This is a genomic window from Streptomyces echinoruber (genome assembly GCF_014651135.1).
GTDB classification, from domain to species: Bacteria; Actinomycetota; Actinomycetes; order Streptomycetales; family Streptomycetaceae; genus Streptomyces; species Streptomyces echinoruber.
Genome location: NZ_BMWH01000009.1, coordinates 59,431 through 78,935 on the forward strand (window position 1 = coordinate 59,431; position 19,505 = coordinate 78,935).

The 19,505-nt window shown below is 73.0% G+C and carries 10 protein-coding genes; 5 read left to right on the forward strand and 5 right to left on the reverse strand.

What is annotated here, in order from left to right; genetic code table 11:
- The first annotated feature begins 211 nt into the window (after positions 1-211).
- Entirely contained in the window at positions 212-1,549 is a 1,338-nt protein-coding gene (locus tag IE225_RS13670) for a lipase family protein (protein ID WP_190057741.1), read from the forward strand.
- A 108-nt stretch (positions 1,550-1,657) separates the two neighbouring features.
- On the opposite strand, the gene ulaA is transcribed toward IE225_RS13670, so the two are convergent.
- From ulaA to IE225_RS13690, 4 genes are all read right to left on the reverse strand, one after another.
- A complete protein-coding gene (ulaA, locus tag IE225_RS13675) occupies positions 1,658-3,304 on the reverse strand; it encodes a PTS ascorbate transporter subunit IIC (RefSeq protein WP_190057742.1) in 1,647 nt (548 codons plus the stop codon).
- Between the two features lie 91 nt (positions 3,305-3,395).
- Complete coding sequence (locus IE225_RS13680) at positions 3,396-4,178, reverse strand: PTS sugar transporter subunit IIAB (RefSeq protein ID WP_190057743.1); 783 nt, start codon at positions 4,176-4,178, stop codon at positions 3,396-3,398.
- Between the two features lie 389 nt (positions 4,179-4,567).
- A complete protein-coding gene (locus IE225_RS13685) occupies positions 4,568-6,043 on the reverse strand; it encodes an amino acid permease (protein WP_190057744.1) in 1,476 nt (491 codons plus the stop codon).
- Positions 6,044-6,344: 301 nt separating this feature from the next.
- Entirely contained in the window at positions 6,345-8,480 is a 2,136-nt protein-coding gene (locus IE225_RS13690) for a UvrD-helicase domain-containing protein (RefSeq protein WP_190057745.1), read from the reverse strand.
- A gap of 1,030 nt (positions 8,481-9,510) precedes the next feature.
- Between IE225_RS13690 and IE225_RS33115 the strand changes: the two genes are divergently transcribed.
- The 4 genes from IE225_RS33115 to IE225_RS13710 all read left to right on the forward strand — a co-directional run bounded on the left by IE225_RS33115 (position 9,511) and on the right by IE225_RS13710 (position 16,638).
- On the forward strand, positions 9,511-10,428 hold the full coding sequence (locus IE225_RS33115; protein ID WP_229879517.1) for a sigma-70 family RNA polymerase sigma factor: 918 nt from the start codon (positions 9,511-9,513) through the stop codon (positions 10,426-10,428).
- Between the two features lie 74 nt (positions 10,429-10,502).
- Positions 10,503-13,652: a helicase-related protein gene (locus tag IE225_RS13700; protein ID WP_190057747.1), complete on the forward strand. Its 3,150-nt coding sequence runs from the start codon at positions 10,503-10,505 to the stop codon at positions 13,650-13,652.
- Entirely contained in the window at positions 13,649-15,529 is a 1,881-nt protein-coding gene (gene drmB / locus IE225_RS13705; RefSeq protein ID WP_190057748.1) for an MrfA Zn-binding domain-containing protein, read from the forward strand. The genes IE225_RS13700 and drmB overlap by 4 nt, the downstream gene beginning before the upstream one ends.
- Complete coding sequence (locus tag IE225_RS13710; RefSeq protein ID WP_190057749.1) at positions 15,526-16,638, forward strand: DEAD/DEAH box helicase; 1,113 nt, start codon at positions 15,526-15,528, stop codon at positions 16,636-16,638. The genes drmB and IE225_RS13710 overlap by 4 nt, the downstream gene beginning before the upstream one ends.
- Before the next feature lie 289 nt (positions 16,639-16,927).
- Here the strand turns inward: IE225_RS13710 and IE225_RS13715 are convergent, their stop codons facing one another.
- Positions 16,928-19,426, reverse strand: a complete 2,499-nt coding sequence (locus IE225_RS13715) for an Hsp70 family protein (protein WP_190057750.1) — start codon at positions 19,424-19,426, stop codon at positions 16,928-16,930.
- Positions 19,427-19,505: the final 79 nt, after the last annotated feature.

The following is a 19,505-nucleotide window of genomic DNA, read 5'->3' on the forward strand; positions in this document are numbered from 1 at the left end:
GGCGAGTCACATTACTCAACCGTAACCTTCCGGGTGCTACCTCAGGTAACACCCGTACGGGTACCGTCCAGTGGCCGGCATCCCAGCGACGGGAGCGGGCGCGGAGGGACGACCGCGCCCGCTCCCGCCGTCGCGCCTCCGCGTCCCGGGCGGCCGCCCCACGGCCGCCCCGGAAGGCGCGCTCCCCACACAGTCGCTTCCAGGAGCCGCCATGCCCGCACGCAGACTGCCGGCCGCCGCCGTCCTCGTCGCCGCCTGCCTCGGCGCCCAGGCCGTCCCGGCCGCCGCAGCCACCGCCACGGACGCCACGGCCACCGGCCCCGTGGTCTCCCGCGGGGTCACCATCCCCGCCTTCTACACCCCGCCCGCCACCCTGCCCGCCGACAACGGCGCCCTCGTCCGCACCGAGCCCCTGCCGCTCGCGCTGCACCTGCCCACCCTCGACGGGCCGCTGCCCGGCCGGGCCACCCGCCTGATGTACCGGTCGACGGACTCCAACGGCGACCCGGTGGCCGTCACCGGCGCCTACATCGAGCCCACGGCCGCCTGGAAGGGCGGCGGCGCGCGCCCGCTGGTGGCCGTGGCACCCGGCACCATGGGCCAGGGCGACCAGTGCGCCGCGTCGATGGGCCTGGAGCACCCGCTGCTGTTCAACGGCCGCACCGTCTCGGTCGGTTACGAGGACCTGTCCATCTACCACCTCCTCGCGCAGGGCGTGGCCGTGGTCGTCACCGACTACGCCGGCCTCGGCGCGACCGACCGGCTGCACACCTACGTCAACCGCGTCGACGAGGCCCACGCCGTCCTGGACGCGGTGCGCGCCGCCCGCCGCCTGACCGGCGCGTCGGTCACCGCGCAGTCCCGGGTGGGGCTCTTCGGGTACAGCCAGGGCGGCGGAGCCACCGCCGCGGCCGCCGAACTCCAGCCCGCCTACGCCCCCGACGTCCGGCTCGCCGGCACCTACAGCGGCGCGCCGCCCGCCGACCTGGCCGAGGTCACCCGGGCCATTGACGGCAGCGGACTCGTCGGCGCCATCGGCTGGTCGCTCAACGGCTTCCTCCAGTCCGACCCGTCCCTGCGCCCCCTCGCCGAGGCCCACCTCAACGACGCGGGCCGGGCCGCCCTCGCCGACCTGTCCACCATGTGCGTCGGCGACGCGCTGTTCGCCTACGGCGGCCGGCGTAGCACCCGGTGGACCACCGACGGCCGCTCGATCAGCGACATCATCGCCGCCACCCCGCGACTGCAGACCTTCCTGGACGGCCAGCGCATCGGCACCCTCAAACCCGCCGGCCCCGTCCGCGTCGCCACCGGCGTCCACGACAACCTCGTCCCGCACGCCCAGGCACGGCGACTCGCCGCCGACTGGTGCGCCAAGGGCGCCGACGTCGTCTACAAGGACGTCGCCCTGCCCGACCTCGGCAGCGCCCTCGTCAACCACTTCGGCCCGCTCCTCGCCGACCAGGGCACCGCCGTCTCCTGGCTCACCGACCGCCTCTCCGGCGAACCGGCCCCGTCGAACTGCGCGGACCTGCCGAACCGGCCCTGAGCAGCCGGACTGCGCGGACCTGCCGGACCCGCCCTGAGAAACGGCACGGCGGCCGCCGCCCCTTCCTCCGGCCCGCGGGGAGGGGGTGGCGGCCGCCGTGCCGGCGGCTCACGCCCCGGCGGTCGTGGGAGGCGGCGGCGGGACGGGCGCCCCGGCCGGGGGCGCGATCCTGGCGTGGGTGCGCTGGGCGGGCACCGAGCCGACGGGCACCGAGCCGACGGGCGCGGAGCCGACGGGCGCGGTCACGGGCTCGGAGCCGGAGCCGGAGTTGGAGCCGGAGCCGGAGCCGGCGGGCGGGGCGGCGGCGGGCGCGGCCGAGCCGGGGAGCCACCCCGCGTCCACCACGCGGACCTGCACCGTCCAGGCGGCGGCGAGGACGACGGCGCCGAGTGCGAGCATGCCGGCCAGGCCCGCGGCTCCGTGGAGCTTGGCGACATTGCCGAGCAGCGTCCCGAACCAGCCGAAGTCGGCGTCCCCGAACGTGGTGTTGGCGTTGCCGAAGGTGCCGAGGACCTTCAGCAGCAGGGCGGGCAGGAAGGTGATGAGCAGGCCGTTGAGGAAGGAGCCCGCCATGGCGCCGCGGCGCCCGCCGGTGGCGTTGCCGTAGACGCCGGCCGCGCCGCCGGTGAAGAAGTGCGGGACCAGCCCGGGAAGGACCAGGGCGAGGCCGAACGCCGGGTTGAGGACCCAGACGAGCACGGCGAGGCCGGTGAGGCCGCCCAGGAAGCTGAAGACGAAGCCGACCAGGACGGCGTTCTGGGCGTACGGGAAGACGATGGGCGCGTCCAGGGCGGGCTTGGCGCCGGGGACCACGCGCCGGGCGATGCCCTGGAAGGCGGGGACCAGCTCGCCGAGGATGGTGCGCACGCCGAAGAGGATCACGGCGACGGCGATGCCGAACCGCAGTCCCTCCATCAGGGACTGCATGAGGTAGTCGCCGACGCCGGTGGCGGCGTGCCCGGTGGCCGCGGTGAACGCCTCGAAGGCGGTGTCCCGTCCGGCCTTGGCGAGGAACAGCAGCGACATCACCAGGTAGACGACGACCATGGACAGGGCCGTGGCGACCATGGAGTCGCGCAGGAAGCGCAGGCCCTCGGGCAGGCGCATGTCCTCCGTGCTGCGGCTGCGCCCGCCGAGCTTGCCGGTGAGCTGCCCGGTGGCGCCGGCCAGGATGTAGCCGGCGGTGCCGAAGTGGCCCATGGCCACCGTGTCCTCCCCGGTGACCCGCTTGGTCCAGGGATGGGCGAAGGCGGGCATGGCGACGAGCAGGATGCCCAGCAGGACGCCGCCGCCGAGGACCACGGCGAGGGAGGACTGCCCGGCGCTCGCCATCACGACGGTCAGCATGGTCGCCATGAACAGCATGTGGTGACCGGTGAGGAAGACGTAGCGCAGCGGGGTGAAGCGGGCCAGGAGCAGGCTGACCAGGAACCCGGTGATCATGAGCCAGGCCACGCGGGCTCCGAACCGGTCCTGGGCGATGCCGGCGATGGCCTCGTTGGTCGGGATGACGCCGTGCGCGCCCGTCGTGCCCTGGATCATCTTTCCGAGCGGGTCCAGCGCGGTGGTGACCAGCGTCGCGCCGGCGCCGACCAGGAGCAGGCCGAGGGTGGCCTTGATGGCGCCGCCGGCCGTCTGCCCGGCCGGCTTGCGCAGGGCGGCCAGGCCGACGGCGGTGATGATGCCGATGAGGTAGGCGGGTTGGCTGAGGACCTCGTTGACGAGGAACTTGGCGAGGTGGACGAGCCAGTTCATGCGGTGGGGCCTTTCGGTTCACGTCGGTTCACGCCGCATCACGTCGGTTCACGTCGGTTCACGCGGCGGGGGGCCTTGCGCGGCCGGACGGTCAGACGTCGTAGGTGTCCCGCAGGACGGCGTCGACCTCGGCGGCGCTCGTGAAGTCGTCGACGACCTTCACGGGCACGCCGACGTCCCCCAGCGTCCGCGCGATCTCGCGCGAGGTGAGGACGGCGACGGCCTCGGACGCCTTGCCCCGGGCGGAGATGGTGTCGGTCGCCTCGACGGTGACGTGCCCGGACCAGCCCCAGCGGTCCAGGACCTGCTCCAGCGTGCTCTTCAGGAACAGACTCGTGCCGACGCCGTTGCCGCACACGGTGAGGATCTTGTGGTGCCCGTTCCCGGAGGCCGCGGCGGCGCCGCGGGCGGGCCGCGCCGCGGACGGGCGGTCGCCGAGCAGGGCCAGGACGTCCTGCGGGGAGCCGGCCTGCTCCAGGGCCCGGGCGGTGGCGGGATCGGACAGGACGCGGGCCAGGGCGGCCATGGCGTCGGTGTGCGCACCGGAGTCGGTGGCGGCCAGGGCGACGACCAGGCCCACGGGGTCGTTGGTGTCGTGCCCGAACGGCACCGGCCGGGCCAGCCGCACCCAGGACATGCCGGTTCTGCGCACGGCCGGCGACGGCCGGGCGTGCGCGAAGGCGAGGCCGGGGGCGATGACGATGTAGGGGCCGTTGTCCTCGACGTTGGCGATCATCTGCCCGGTGTAGTCGGCCGTGCTGATCCCGGCGTCGACGAGGGCCTGGCCGGCTGCGCGGACGGCAGCGCGCCAGTCGTCCGCCTGGACGTCGAGACGGACGGCGGTGGGGGACAGGAGCGAGGAGAGCTCGTTCATGGCGCGTCGGCTCCCAGGGGGTGAGCGGAGCGCGGGCTGGCGTGCCCGCCACGGGGATGGCTGGGGATGGCTGGGGATGACTGCGGAATCGGAGGAGTGGCGGCGGCGCACGCGCGGCACGGGGAGCGGGCGGGGTCATGGTCCTCCCGTTCGCGGCCGGAGTCGGGTGGGCGGCGCGCGGGACCACGCCTGTCGGGCCGCGCCCCGGACGGCACCGTGGCGCCCGACCCCGCACCGCAGCCCCGCAGGTGCGCTCCCGGTCGTACGATCAGGCCGCAGCGTACATGATCAGTGCGGGATACACGTATGCCGCGCCTCCGGCCGCCCGCCGCTCGTTGCCGGCTGCCCGCCACGCGCCGCCCGCCGCGCGGCCGGCCGCTCCTCCGGGCTCAGGCCCGCCGCCGGCGGCGCCCCGCCAGCACGGCGTGCACGACGACGCCGGCGAACAGGAACAGCACGCCCTGGTACACCGCCGCGTACCCGGCCCCCGCCACCAGCCACATCGAGAAGCCCGCCGCGACCGCCGCGACCACGCCGTCCCGCACCAGCCGCGCCCGGCCGGCCGGCTCGCCCCGCCCCGTCCCGAGGTGGAGGATCTGCGCGGCGGTGGCCAGCAGGTACGGCACGGTCGCGGTGAACGTGGTGACGAGGACCAGCACCTCGAAGACCCGTCCGGAGCCCGAGGCGTAGTTGTAGACGGTGAGCAGCGAGGAGAGCACGACGGTGACGGCGACGCCGACCGTCGGCACACCGCGGCGCCGGCGCGCGAAGGCGGCCGGGAACAGCCCGTCCCGGGCCGCGGCGTACGGCGTCTGGGCGCTGAGCAGGGTCCAGCCGTTGAGGCACCCGGTCATCGACACCAGCGCGGCGAGCGCGACGGCCCAACCGCCCCAGCCGCCGCCGAACATGGCGTCGACGGCGTCCGAGAACGGCGCGGTGGAGTGCACCAGGCGGTCGTGCGCGACCGTGCCGAAGACGGACAGCGTGCCCAGCAGGTAGACGAGTGCCGCGCCCGCGGTGCCGAGGACGGTGGCGCGCCCCACGGTGCGCCGGGGATCCTTCACCTCGCCCGCGCTGACCGCGGCGGACTCCACACCGAGGTAGGAGAAGAGCAGGATCGCCGCGGAGGCGGACACCGCGCCGACCGTGCTCCCGCCGCCGGCGTGGAAGGGCCCGAGGTGGTGCGGGTCGAAGAAGAACAGGCCGCACACCGCGACGAGCAGCAGCGGCACGAACTTCAGCACCGTGGAGACGAGTTGGACGGCGCCCACCCAGCGGGTGCCGGCGAGGTTGGCGAGCGCGGGCAGCCACTGCAGCACCAGCGCGGCCAGGCACGCCGTCCAGCGGTGGCCGTTCACCGGGACCAGCACGTCGAGGTAGCCGACCGCGGCCACGGCGAGCGCCGCGTTCGACACCCAGGTGGTGATCCAGTACGCCCACGCGGCGAGGAAACCGGCGAAGTCGCCGAAGGCCTCACGGGCGTAGACGTACGGCCCGCCGGTGCGCGGGTTGCGCTCGGCGAGCCGCCCGAACACCAGGCCCAGGGCGACGGCCCCCACGGTCAGGACCCCGAAGGCGACCAGGCTGACCGTGCCGTACGGGGCGACGGAGGCCGGGAGCAGGAAGATGCCGCCGCCGATGATGTTGCCCATCACCAGCGCGGTGGCGACGGGCAGCCCGAAGCGCCGGACATGCCTGCCGGTGCCGCCGACGCCTACGGCGGGATCGGTGCCGTCGACACCGTCAATACCGTCGATGCGATCAATACGGTCGACACGGTCGGTGCGGTCGGTACGGGTACCGGAAGCCGCGGGGGTCTCCCGCGGGGCCGGAGCCGACGGCGGGACGGTTCCGGGGACGTGCATGGAGTGGTGCGCCTCTCTTCGAACTGGTGTCCGGGATCACCGGGACGGCACCCATGGTCGGACACGGCCCGACGCGGCTCCAAATCACACGATTTCATCCCGTACAACCCCGCCCACCACCGGAAAAAGTGCACCGTCGCGACCTCCGGGCCGGGAATCGTCCGGCCCGGGGAGCCGACCGGCGCTCGCGAATGCGCGGCCGGCGGCGCCTGATGGTCCTCCCCTGTCCCGGCGGGGAGGGGAGGACATGGCACCCCGGTGCCGCCCCGCACCGGGGCGCACCAGCGGCTGGTCAGGCTGGTCAGGCGGCGTGTGACAGAAACGGGCTCGGAGCTCCGCTCCACGTCACGCTCAGCGTTTCGCGAGCGCGCGTGCAGGCGACGAAGAGGAGGCAGCGTTCGCGGAGCAGGTCGGCGTCGTGCTGCAGCGGGTCCGCCTCGCGCGGGGTGATCTCACGGGCGAACGGGACGGCACCCTCGTTGACGCCGAGGACGGACACCGCACGGAACTCCAGACCCTTCATGGCGTGCATCGTTGCCAGCCGTACCCCCTCAAGGCCCTGCGCGACCTGCCCTTTGACCCGCAGCATCGGGATGCCGGCGGCCTTCAACTTCTCCTCGGCTGCGTCCAGGGAGAGGTTGAAGCGTGCGCACACGCCGATCTCGTGCGGTGCGAGGCCCTCGGCGAGCAATGCCTGGACCCGGCCCACCAGGGCTTCGGTCTCTTCTTGCCGGGTGGCGTACCCCTGCACCTGGGGACTGCGCCCGTGGAGCAGGGAGCGGTACCCGGCCAGGGAGTCCGTTCCCTCGCCGTCGAGCGCGTCGATGGTGACGGGCGTGAGGAGACGTGCCGACCAGGCGAGGATCTCCTCGGTGGAGCGGTAGTTGACGCGCAACCGGAAGCTGCGGCCGGCCGTGGCGATGCCCAGGGAACCGAGCGACACCCGGGAGTCGTAGATCCGCTGATGCGGGTCACCGGTGATGAACAGGTCGTCGGGGCCGGGGGAGACCGCGGCGCGCAGCACACGCCACTGTGCCGGATGCAGGTCCTGTGCCTCGTCGACGACGACATGGGCGTACGGAGCCGGCTCGGCGGAGAGGAGGTCCGCTGCGCGGGCGCAGATGTGCAGGTGCGTGGTCTCGCCGCGGTCGCGCAGGAACTGTTCGAACCGTGCCATGCCGCTCCACACCTGTCGGCGGCGCGTGGGGCCGAGGCCGGTGCCCCGACCGCGGCGGCTCGCACTGAGGTAGGCGTCGAGATCGCGGAGGTTCTGGCCGAGGACGACGTGCCGGTATTCCTGGGCCATGAACTGGGCGGTGAAAGGGAGGTCGAGTTGTTTGACGACCTTCTCCCACAACTGCCGTTGTTCCCGGTCCCCGATCGGCTTGGGCGCCGCTGCCGACTTCGCGCGCACGACGCTGTTCGCATAGGCGTCGACCGTCGTCACGTCGACCCGCGCCAGCAGCTTCTCGTCCTGGTCGAGAAGCAGGCCGAGCATCTCGCGCAGTCCGGCGGCGAGCGCGTTCGTGTACGTGGTGAGCAGGATGCGTCCGTCGTCGGAACGGCCGAGCAGGTGCTTGACCCGATGCAGGGCGGCCACCGTCTTGCCCGTTCCGGGCCCCCCGGTGACCTGGACGGGACCCCCGTACGAGGTGCGGTAGGCGACGCGCCGCTGGGAGGGGTGGAGAAACACCCGCCAGGCATCGAACGGCTTCTCCAGGATCTCCTCCAGCTCCTGCGGCCCGGTGACCAGGCGGATGCGTGCGGGAGTGTTGGCGATCACCGTGGCCAGGTCCTCGACCGGCTCGGCGGGCGCGTCGGCGGGCCGACGGACGGCCACGACGTCCCGGTAGACCTCTTCCGGGCTGAAGCCCTCGGCGAGGTACTGCAGTACCTCCAGCTGATCCTCCGGCAGGAGGGTGGAGAACGCCTCCAGTTGGGCCTTGTCCACCAGTGAACGCGCGGCACGCAGCACCTGGTCGTCGATGCCGAGTTCGCGCAGCGTACCGTCGGACACATCCGCGAACAGCAGCCGGGGAGCCGTGCGCGCGGCCGTCTCGTACAACGGTGTCAGTTCGTCCAGGGCGACGGCGTTGCGCACCTCCAGGGCTCGGGTCGCCGTGTTCGCGCTGTACAGGCGTTTCGCCGCCCAGGCGTAGGCGTCGTCGTGCGGCAGGACGTTGACCAGCAGGAACACATCACTGCCGTCGTCGGGGGCGAGGACGACGCCTCGCCAGAAGTCGGTGATGCGGATGGTGCGCATCCGCGGATCACGGGCGTTTTCGACGGCCTCCAGGTGCAGTCCCTTGTCCGCGTTGAGCTCCGCGACGCTCATGGCCTGGAACTTGGCCATGGCCTTGCGTACTCCGGCCCGAACCGGCTTCTCCAAACTGTCGTAGCCGTCCCAGAAACTTTGGGCGAAGGCGAGCCGGGGCATGGGGTCCCATCCTTTCTGCTTCTGCCTATCAGCGTTTCCCGATGGTGAACGTGGGGCGGCTCCGGCCGGGCGTCCGGCGATCTCCCGTAGAGCCGGCAGGAGTTGCCCCGGCTCGGGAGAGGTCGACAACCGTGACCTGCGGGAGAGGAGGGTCGAGATGCGGCACGAGTGACCTTCCGGGGAGGGCGGGGCCTGTACGAATACCGCACACCTTATCTGTTGACGCCGTCAAGCGACTCCTGCGCACACGTGATCAGAATCGATCAATCCGTTGACAGTGTAAACACATCTGTTTAGGCTGTGCATGCACTCGGTTGGCCCTCTCGGGCGGAACCGGTGCTCGGTCGCTTCAGTGGGGGGCGCTATGGGTGGGAAGTCGATGGCCGGGATCGAACGGCGCTCGGTCGAGGCGCAGTTGCCGTCCGTCATCGAGAGGCTGAAAAGCTGTGCCTCTCGTGCGGGAGTCGTCAGTCACCGGGCCTTCGCCCTGGAAGCGGAGCGACTCGGGCTCACGACCGACGAGCAGCAGCGAAGGCTCCGCAACGGGCTCGCCACTGTCGGCATTCATGTGAGGCCTTCCCACAGGGGGCGGGCAAGCCACCGTTCCGCGCCCGCCTCTCGCCCTGGGGTCCGGTCCGCGGCCCCGTCGGTACGGGCGTCCGCCCCGCCTTCCGTCGCCTTCGAGCCGGGGCCTGCCGCCACCGAGGCGGCCGGACGCCTGGCCCAGGCCCGGCGGATGCTGGCCCGCTACGCCGACACCGACGGCACCGTCAGCAGGCTCGCCCACGACGGTGTGGTGCGTCTCCACGGGCTCGGCCCTGCCGAAGCGCGTGAACTGGCCGCCGCCTTCCCGATCTCTCGCCCCGGCCCGCTCGGCACGTCCGCCCCGGTGGCGGCGAGCGGTCGGGCTCCGTCCGTGGTGCCTGCGTCCGCCTCGGCCTCCAGCGCCGCGTCCTCGATGTCGCAGACCAGTAAGACCGGTAGGACCAGTAAGACCGGTAAGAAGCGCGCCCGCTCTGCTGTTTCCGTCATGGACGACAGGCTGTCCGACGCCGTCCGCGCGGCCCGGGCCGTGCTGGAGGAGGACCGGTGGCGCAGGAACCCGGCCAAGGTCGTGCTGAAGGCGGACGAGGAGGTGGGCCTCGCTGTTCTCCTCCGCGGCGGTACCGACCGCCTCGGCCGCGATGTCCCGGCGGAGGAGATCGCGGCGCTGCCCCGCGACGGCGAGCGGTGGCGCGCTTACGAATGCCTCGTCCTGCACAACCGGCGACTCGTGTGGAAGATCGCGAAGGGATACCAGGGGCGCGGCCTGGACATCGACGACCTCGTCCAGCACGGAACCTGCGGACTGCTGCGCGCGGTCCGCAGGTTCGACGCCACCAAGGGCTACAAGCTGTCCACCTACGCGACGTGGTGGATCAAGCAGGCCATCACGCGGGCCATCGCCGACGAGGGCACCCTGATCCGGCTTCCCGCGTACGTCCACGAGAAGGTCGGCAAGGTCGCCAAGGCCGAGCGCAAGCTCTTGGGCGAAGGACGCGCCAGGACGATCGACAACGTGGCTTACGTCAGCGGTCTCACCTTCGCCGAGGTGGAGGAGGTGCGCAGGATCAGCCGGCCCACTGACTCCCTGGACCGGATCATCGGGGACGACGCCGCACTCGGCGACCTGATCATCGGGCCGAGCCGACTGCCCGGACCTGCCGAGGTGTTGATCCGCAAAGAGTTTCAGGCGCGCCTGCGGCACGTCCTGGAGCACCTGTCCGAGCGGGAGCGGTATGTCCTCGTCCGGCGCACCGGTCTCGACGGCGGCGAGCCGGACACGCTGGAGGACATCGGGGTCGTCTTCGGTGTCACCCGCGAGCGCATCCGCCAGGTCGAGTCGAAGGCCAAGGCGAAGTTCCGCGGCGAGCTGGCCCGCCACGGGCTGTTGCCGTCGTCCCGCTGAACCGGCCGGTTCTCCGGCGGATTGCTGCCGCCTCCTCTCTCCGTCCACCACCCCTGATCCGAAGGAACCCGCACATGGACCCGCGCCAGGAGCTGGTCGACTACCTCGCCCGCCAGCTCGTCGGCCCCGCCGGCGGCGACGACGAGGTGCTCGACGCGCCGCCCGACCGGCAGTACCTGATGGGCACGCTCTATCCGCAGCAGGCGGACCTGCAGCGGCAGCTCGCCCTTGCGGCCGACGACCCCGAGGCACCTGGCGCCGAGCAGGACGCCCCCGACGTGAATCCGGCCTCCGACCCCGTGCCCGAGACCAACAGCTGGCTGCCCGCCTCCCTCGGCCTCAGCTTCTACACCGATGCCGTACACGTCGAGGTGAGCTGCACCGCCGCCCGCTACGAGACGTCGCGGGGCGAACCCGGGCGCGGGCGGCGCTGGTGCCGCGTCCCGCTGACACCCGAGACGCACACCATCGGCCCGGACCGGGAGAGCGTGCCCGTCCTCGACGGCCGTGCGGAGATCCGGCTGCGCCGCCGCTCCTACGGCGACGGCACGCTGGTCACCGTGGCCCTGGTCAACACCGCCCGCCACGACGGCGCCGACGGCAAGGCACCGAGCTGGGACGACATGCTGTTCCAGTGCGGACTCACCGTCCGCCCCGTCGACGGCGCCGTGCTGCCGTACCCCAGCGTCCGGCTCGCCAGCCGTGACCCCGAGGAACGCGAACTGCGCCTCCAGTACCGGCACGTCGTCACCCATGCCGTCGGCCACGGCTGCGCCGTCCGCGAGGACCGGGGGGAGGACGGCAGCGTCGCGCTCCTCGCTTGTGAAGTCCTGCCGCGCGCGGAGGTGCCCGCCATCCGGGCCGGCGGCCCGCTCGACGCCCCTGTGCTCAAGATTTCCCACCTGGCCGACCCGTCCGTCAGTCGTGACCAACTCCGCGAGGAGCTGGCGGAGTTCGCCGCCTCGTACCACGCCTGGTACGTGGGGCAACGGTCCGTCGAGGTGCCGGCCTGGGGGCGGGAGGCCGCGGAGCGGATCCTGGACCGCATCCGCCGGGCGGTCACCCGTATCGAGGCAGGCGTGCGCACCCTGTGCGATCCGGACCGTCCCGAAGTCCTCGCCGCCTTCCGCGTCGCCCAGCGCGCCATGCTGCTGCAGATGCGGCACTCCGCTCCCGACCAGGCCGGCCGGCGGCGCCACCGCTCGGATCCCGTGGCCGTCGACCCGCCCGTCGATCCCGAGGCCGCCTGGCGCCCCTTCCAGCTCGCCTTCTTCCTCCTCGCTCTGGACGGCGTCGCCGATCCGGACCACCGCGACCGCGGAACCACCGACCTGATCTGGTTCCCCACCGGTGGCGGCAAGACCGAGGCCTACCTGCTCCTGGCCGCCTTCACCATCGCCCTGCGACGGATCCGCAACGAGGGCGGCGGAACCGCCGTGCTCAGCCGCTACACCCTGAGCCTGCTCACCACCCAGCAGTTTCAGCGTGCCGCCACCACGATCTGCGCCCTGGAGCACCTCCGCCGCACCGAACCCGGACTCGGCCTCGGAGGCGAACCGATCACCATCGGCCTGTGGGTCGGCGAGACCACCACCCCCAACAGCTTCCAGGCCGCCAGGGAGGCCTTCGACCAGCAGCGCGAGGCCACCCATCCCGAGGACGTCTTCATCCTCGACCGCTGCCCGTGGTGCGGCACCCGCATCCTGCCGCCGACCCGGTCCAGCGTCCGCTCCGACTACGGAGTCCGCGCCGAAGCGGACGGCTTCGCCTTCCACTGCACCCGCGACGACTGCGCCTTCCACGACGTCCTGCCCGTCGCCGTCGTCGACCAGTACATCTACCAGAACCCGCCCACCTTCGTCCTCGGCACCGTCGACAAGTTCGCCCGGCTCGCCTGGGAACCCGACTCCGGACGTCTCTTCGGCGCCGGCACCGGCAACCCGCCCCCGTCCCTGATCATTCAGGACGAGCTGCACCTGCTCACCGGGCCGCTCGGCACCACCGTCGGCCTCTACGAGGCGGCCATCCTGGAACTGTGCACCGATCCGGCCGGCCGCCCGCCCAAGATCGTCGCCGCCACGGCCACCATCCGCCGCTCCGCCGAGCAGGTCCGCGCCCTGCACCACCAGGACGTCCAGCTCTTCCCGCCGTCCGGACTCGACGCCCGCGACAGCTTCTTCGCCGTGCCCGACACCGGCCGCCCCGGCCGGCTCTACCTCGGCGTCATGGCGCAGGGCCACACCGCGGGCCGCGGCGCCGTCGCCACCGCGGCGGCCATGCTCCAGGGCGTCCACCAGCTGCCCGAGGAGCACCGCGACGACTACTGGACGCTCGTCGCCTACCACCACAGCCTGCGGGAACTCGGCCGCACCGTCACCGCGGCCGGCGACGACATCCCCGCCCAGCTGCGCAGCCTCGACGAGGGCGCGGGCAGTCGCGCGCTCGGCGACGGCGACGTACAGGAACTGACCAGCAACCTGCCGCGTGCCGAACAGCCCATCCTGCTCGACCGCCTCGAGAAACCCTGGACGGATCCCCGGTCGGTCTCGTTCCTGCCGTGCACCAACATGCTCTCCGTCGGCGTCGACGTGAAGCGGCTCGCCTACATGCTCATGCAGGGCCAGCCCAAGACCACCGCCGAGTACATCCAGGCCACCAGCCGCGTCGGCCGGCACCGCGTGCCCGGACTCGTCGTCACCTACTTCAACGCCACCCGCCCGCGCGACCGGTCCCACTACGAGACCTTCGTCGACTACCACCGGGCGCTCTACCGCTACGTCGAGCCCGCCAGCATCACCCCTTGGTCCCTGCCCGCACGCCGCCGCGCCCTGCACGCCGCGCTCGTCATTCTGGTCCGCCACCGCCTCGGCCTGGCCGCCGAGAACCAGGCCGGGCGGATCATCCTCCACAAGGACGAGGCCGAGCGGATCGCCGACGCCCTCGCCGCACGCGCCGCGATCGCCGAGAGCGGCGCCGCGGGCGCCGGCGGCGCCGCCGTCCGCGCCGAGGTCCGCCAGGAACTCGGCTACCTGCTGGACGACTGGTACCGGCAGGCCGAGACGGCCGCGGCCGAGGGCAAGGATCTCCACTACCGCAGCCAGGGCAAGGGCCAGTACAACCTGCTCAAGGCCTTCGAGCAGCGCTACGGCCTGTGGGAGACCCTCAACTCCATGCGCAGCGTCGACCGCGAGTGCCAGATCACCGTGACGGGAGCAGGAAAGTGAAGCGCAAACTCCGGGTCCGCCAGGCGCAGACCGTGCTGCCGTTCGGCGTCGGCGCCGTCCTCGACATCCAGGGCGAGTCCTTCGTCGCCGCCGGCATCGAGACCTGGCCGCGGCTGAAGACCCCCGTCTCCTCCGAACGGCTCGCCGCCCGCCTCGGTGTCAAGGGTTTCTTCGCCGCGCCCCACACCCTCAACGACCGCTACGACCAGCCCGATCGCCCCGGCGTTCCCTATGTGCGCTTTCCCGGCTGGCTGTTCTGCGGCGCCTGCCGGACCATGGTCCGCTTCCTGTACGAGAGGGAGAAGCCCGGCGAGCCGCCCGTCTGCACTTCCTGCGCCGCCGCACCCCGCCTCACCCCGATGCGGTTCGTTCGGATCTGCCCGGACGGGCACCTCGACGACGTCGACTGGTGGTACTGGGCCCACTCCAAGCTCGCGCCCGAGGTGCGGGCCTCCTGCTCCGAGGCGAAGCACGCCTGGAAGGCGCGCCGTCTCAGCTTCCGGGTCGCCGACCGCGCCTCCGGACTCGAAGCGCTCTCGGTGCGCTGCTCGGCGACCAGGCAGGACGGCAAGCCGTGCGGCGCCGAGCGCGACCTGCTCGACATCCTCGGGCCCCAGGGCGGACGCTGCTCGGGCCGCAACCCCTGGCAGCGGTGGCACGAGAACGCCTCCTGCGGCCAGCAGGTCCACGTCGTGCAGCGCACGGCCGGCAACGTGTACTACCCGGTCGTCCACTCGGCCCTCGACATCCCCCAGTCCGCCGAACCCCCTTGGGCGGAGCAGGACGCGGCTCAGGCAGTCCTCGGCCACCCGTACTGGACGATCCTGCTCGACGCGCTCGGCACGTCCCGGGCCGACACCTTCCGCGGCCTGATCAAGGAAGACACCGGCGCCTGCGACAGCCTCATCGACCAGCTCGTCGCCGAGGCCACGGGTTCCCCCGCGCCGCCCGCCGGCCGACCGGGGCCCGAAGAGATCGACCTGAGCCGCGACGAGTGGTACGCCTTCGACGCCGCGCACCTGCCGGAGCCCACGAAGGAGTTCGCGATCCGCCGCGGCGGACTCGGCCTCAAGGGGGAGACGGAGGAGCCCTGGGCCACCCTCGACGCGCACATCGGCGGTGTCGTCCTCGTCGACCGCCTCCGTGAGGTGCGGGCGCTGGCCGGGTTCCGCCGCTACTCCCCGGGCGGCACCCTCGTGCCCGCCGACACCAGCGGGCGCCTGCGCTGGCTGCCCGCGACCGAGGTCTACGGCGAGGGCATTGTCCTCGCCCTCGACGAACAGCGCCTGACCGCCTGGGAGAACGACCCCCGCGTCCAGGCCCACGTCCGCGGCGTCCGCACCGACCTCGACGCGTCGTTCCGCGGCGAACAGCTCGCCGAGACCGTCGGCAGCGACCTCTCCCCGCGCTTCCTGCTCCTGCACACCCTCGCCCACCTGCTCATCCGCCAGCTCTCCTTCGACTCCGGCTACACCACCGCCAGCCTGCGTGAACGCATCTACGGCCGCCCCGAGTACGGCCAGCGCGGACTGCTCGTCTACACGGCCGCCGGCGACGCGGAGGGCACCCTCGGCGGGCTGGTCCGGCAGGGCGAGGCACCGCACCTCGCCGAGACGCTCATCCGGATGCTGGAGGCGGCCGCCTGGTGCTCCGCCGATCCGCTGTGCGCCGAGCACACCGGCCAGGGCTTCGGGAACCTCAACCGCGCTGCCTGCCACGCCTGCACCCTGCTGCCCGAGACGAGCTGCCAGACCGGCAACACCCTGCTCGACCGCGCCCTGGTCGTCGGCTCCGCCCATGTCCCCGGCTACTTCACCGACGTCCTCACCGCCAGTCGCGAGTACGCGGCCGCCACCGCCCTGGGAGGAACTCCGTGACAGCTGTGAACGTCCCCGTCCTCCACCCCGATCTCACTCCGGCCCAGCGCGATTGCCTGGACGCCCTGCCGCTGACGGGCAACCACGTCGTCAGCGGCCCGCCCGGCAGTGGCAAGAGCCTGCTCGCCGCGCACCGCGCCGTCCACCTCGCCCTCACCGGCCGGCCCACCCTGCTGCTGTCCCGTTCCAACCTCCTGCGCCAGCTCCTGCACGGCACGCTCCAGGGCCTCACGGTCCCCGGCGCGCCCGTCGAAGCGGCCACCGTCCACGGCTGGGTCCTGCGCCGCTTCGGCCGCGACGCCGCGCGCACCGAGGACGGCTGGTTCGACTGGACGGCCCTCATCCACCGGGCCGCCGCCACCTTCGGCGGCGACGACCCGGCCACGCCCCACCTCGTCGTCGACGAGGGCCAGGACCTGCCGCCGGAGTTCTACCGGCTGATCCGCCTCGCCGCGGCCTCCGTCACGGTGTTCGCCGACGAGTGCCAGCGCCTCACCGAGACGAACTCCACCCTCGCCGAGATCACCGGCGCCCTCGGCCGCGCCACGGGACGTGCCGGGATCGCCGGCAACCACCGCAACACCCGCGAGATCGCCTCCCTGGCCGAACACTTCCGCACCGGCGGTTCCGCCCCCGAGATGCCCTTCCGCAGCGGCACCCTGCCCGTGATCCGCCGCTACTCCGGCAACCAGGACCTCGCCGACGACATCGCCGGCATGGCGGCCCGGCAGCCGAGGCACCGCGTTGGCGTCATCGTCAACTCCCTGCGCACCGCGGCCGACCTGATGCGGCGCCTGGAACGGGCCGGCCTCGCCCACGAACCCCAGCTCTACAGCTCGGCGGCCCCCGCGGGCCGCTACCGCGATCTCGACCTCGCCCGCCCCGGCGTCGTCCTCGTCCACCGCGCCAGTGCCAAAGGGCTCGACTTCGACACCGTCGTCATCGCCGACACCGAGACCGACGCCGACACCGACCCCACCGCGGCGTCCCTCCGCATGGCCTACTACGTCATGATCACCCGCGCTCGCGAGCGGCTGGTGCTGGGCTGGCAGGGCAGCCGGCTGCCGCGGCATCTGGAAGGGCTGCGGGGGTGGGCGGTGATGAGGTGAAAGGGGAGCCGCGGACGGCGGTCGTCCGAGGCTGCCGGGGTGCGCCGAGCGCCTGTTGGACTGACGGCCGCGACGGGACGGAGCCGCGCGGGAGGCGGGGAGGGGCCTCGCCGGGCGAGGCGGGCGGGGAGATCGCCATGGGGACGACGTCCCGAGGAGTGCGAGGTCGGCGTTCTCAAAGCCGGCGTTCTCAAAGCCGGCGTCTCACGGAGGGGAGGGGCCTGAGGCCCCTCGACGTGTGCGGTGCGGAGCCGGACGGGCCCCGCACCGCACCGGATTCCCAGGCCCGTCACCGCCTGGACGGCAGCACACTCCCGACAGTGGGGGCGCTCCCCTCCGCGAGCTGGCCGCGGCCCTGTTCGGCGAGGCGTCCGAGGCGTACGAGCTGGGTGTCCTGGGCGGCCTGGTCGCCGCGTTCCACGGCACTGCGCAGGGCGTCGCGGGCGGCCAGGATCTCCTTGCGGAGGGTCGTCGGGTAGGCGTCCTGTTCGGCGAGGCGGATGGTGAGGATCGCGGTGCGGACCGCCGGGTCGAGCCCGGTCCAGAGGTCCTCGGCCCGCTCCGTGGCCGCCCGCATCGCGTCGGCGTCCATGGCCCTGCGCGCGTCCATGACCGCCTCTGCGGCTTTTTGCAGTTCCTCCAGGAGCGATGGCGGCAGCAGTCCGCGTCCGCCCCGGGCGGCGACGGCCGCCCGGGCGGAGGCCTCTCGGGCCTGTGTGCACAGCTCCAGAGTGCTGCGGGCCGCGTCCAGCAGCCCGTCCAGGGAACGGCCCACGGGCTCCCCCTTGGCGAGGGCCTCCAGGTCCGCCATGACCTCGGTGAGGGCGGCACGCTCGGCAGGGGTGATCCCCTGGTCCCAGGTGTGCAGGAAGTCGGTGTAGCGGCCGTGGAGTTCGGCTGCCTTGCGGCCGACGGCGGTGGAGACCATGGTGCGCCGCAGCCGGGCCCCGTGCCAGTCGCCGGAGCCGATGCGGTACTTCAGTTCGACGGTCCGGTCGGCGTCGAGCCGTGCCAGCAGGGCGAGCGGTACCTCTCCGCGGAGTCCGTCGGTGCGCTCGTGGACGAAGCCGCCGCAGAACTCGTTGCGCTGCGCCGAGCCCGTGTGCGGTCCCTCCCAGATCTGGAACCGCACCGATTCGCCGTCGCCGCGCACCACGAGGTCGTCCACCCGGCGCCAGTCGGTCGGGTAGGGGGTGCCGCCGGGGAAGAGGACTTCCACGGTGCCGTCCTTGAGTTCGAGTCCGAGGTGCTGTGCCGTGACCTGTTCGGCGGGGGCGGTACCGAAGTCGCTGCCGCAGGACGAGCAGGCGCTGAGACCGGCTGCGTTGACCATCCCGCAGCCGGGGCACTTCAGGCCGCCCGCGCCCAGCGGCGCGTCGCAGTCGAGGCAGACGGCCGCGGAGGCGGGGTTGTCGGCCCGGCCGCATGCGGGGCACTCCGCGCGGGCGGCCGCCGGAGCGGTCGCGCGCAGTCCTGACAGGTCCGTGGCGCACACGGGACAGGCGGCGGTGCGTTCGGGGGCGGGGACGTGGCAGACCGGGCAGTCCACGGTGGGCGTGCCGAGCAGCGGGGCGGCGCAGCCGGGGCAGGCGTCGGCGGTGACGGGAATGCCCTCGACGGTGCAGGTCTCGGCGGGGCAGTCCAGGGTGCCGAGGAGGCCGGCCTCCACGGCGGCACCGTGGGCGACGGCCAGCATGGGATCCACCGCGTGCGACACCTTGTCCGTGCCGAAGAGGTCCTCCAGGGCGCGCCGGACGGCCGGGATGTGGGTGGAGCCGCCGACCAGGAGGACGCGGTGGATGTCCTCGGGCAGCGCCTCGCCTTCCTTCAGCACCGACTCGACCGTCTCCCGCATCCGGCGCAGATGGTCTTCGAGGAGCCCTTCGAAGACCGTGCGCCGCACCGCTCCGGACCAGGACCCGCCCTGGCGGCCGAGCGGGGAGAGGACCACCTCGGAGACGTCCCGGGTGGACAGTTCGATCTTCGCGCGTTCGGCGGCGGCCCGGATCCGGGAGGCGTCCCCCTCGCCGCCGTGGTCGCGCCCGCCGAGCTGCTCGCGCAGGTGGCCGTCGAGCAGCGCGTCGAAGTCGGCGCCGCCGAGGAGGTTGTCCCCGCCCAGCCTGTCCACCGCGAAGTAGCCCGGTCCCATCGTCAGCAGCGACACGTCGAAGGTGCCGCCGCCCAGGTCGAAGACGAGCACGGTGGCGTACTCCTTGACGTCGTTCCCGCCCGGCCCGATGCCGAAGGCGTGTGCGGCGGCGGTCGGTTCCGGCACGATCCGCGCCACGTGGAAACCGGCCAGCCGGCCGGCCTCGCGCACCGCGTGGATCTGCGGCTCGGCGAAGTACGCCGGCACCGTGATCACCGCACGCCGGAACGGCACTCCGGCGGCGCTCTCGGCGTCCTGCTTGAGCCGGCGCAGCAGGATGGCGGAGACCTGCACCGGGGAGAGGTAGTGCTCGCCGAGCCGGATCTCCACCGAGCCGTCGGCGCTCGCCCGGACGGGCGGCGCGTCGTGGGGCCGCGCCTTGAGCGCCTGCTGCACGAGCTCGTCGTCCCAGCGCCGCCCGATCAGCCGCTTGACCTCCGTGATCACGGAACCGGGAAGCGCGGCACGCGAGTTGAGGGCTTCGTGCCCGATCAGCAGGGCACCGCGGGAGTCGGTTCCGAGGGCCGAGGGGGTGGCCTGGTCGCCGTGCCGGTTGGGCAGGACGACGGGGACGCCGTCGTGCAGCCAGGCCGTGACGGAGTTGGTGGTGCCGAGGTCGATGCCGAGGATGCGGTGCATGGAAGGCTGCTTCCTGATCGTTGCGGTGCGTGGGCGGTGAGGACGCGGGAGGCGTGGTGCGCGGGCTGCGGCGTCCGGC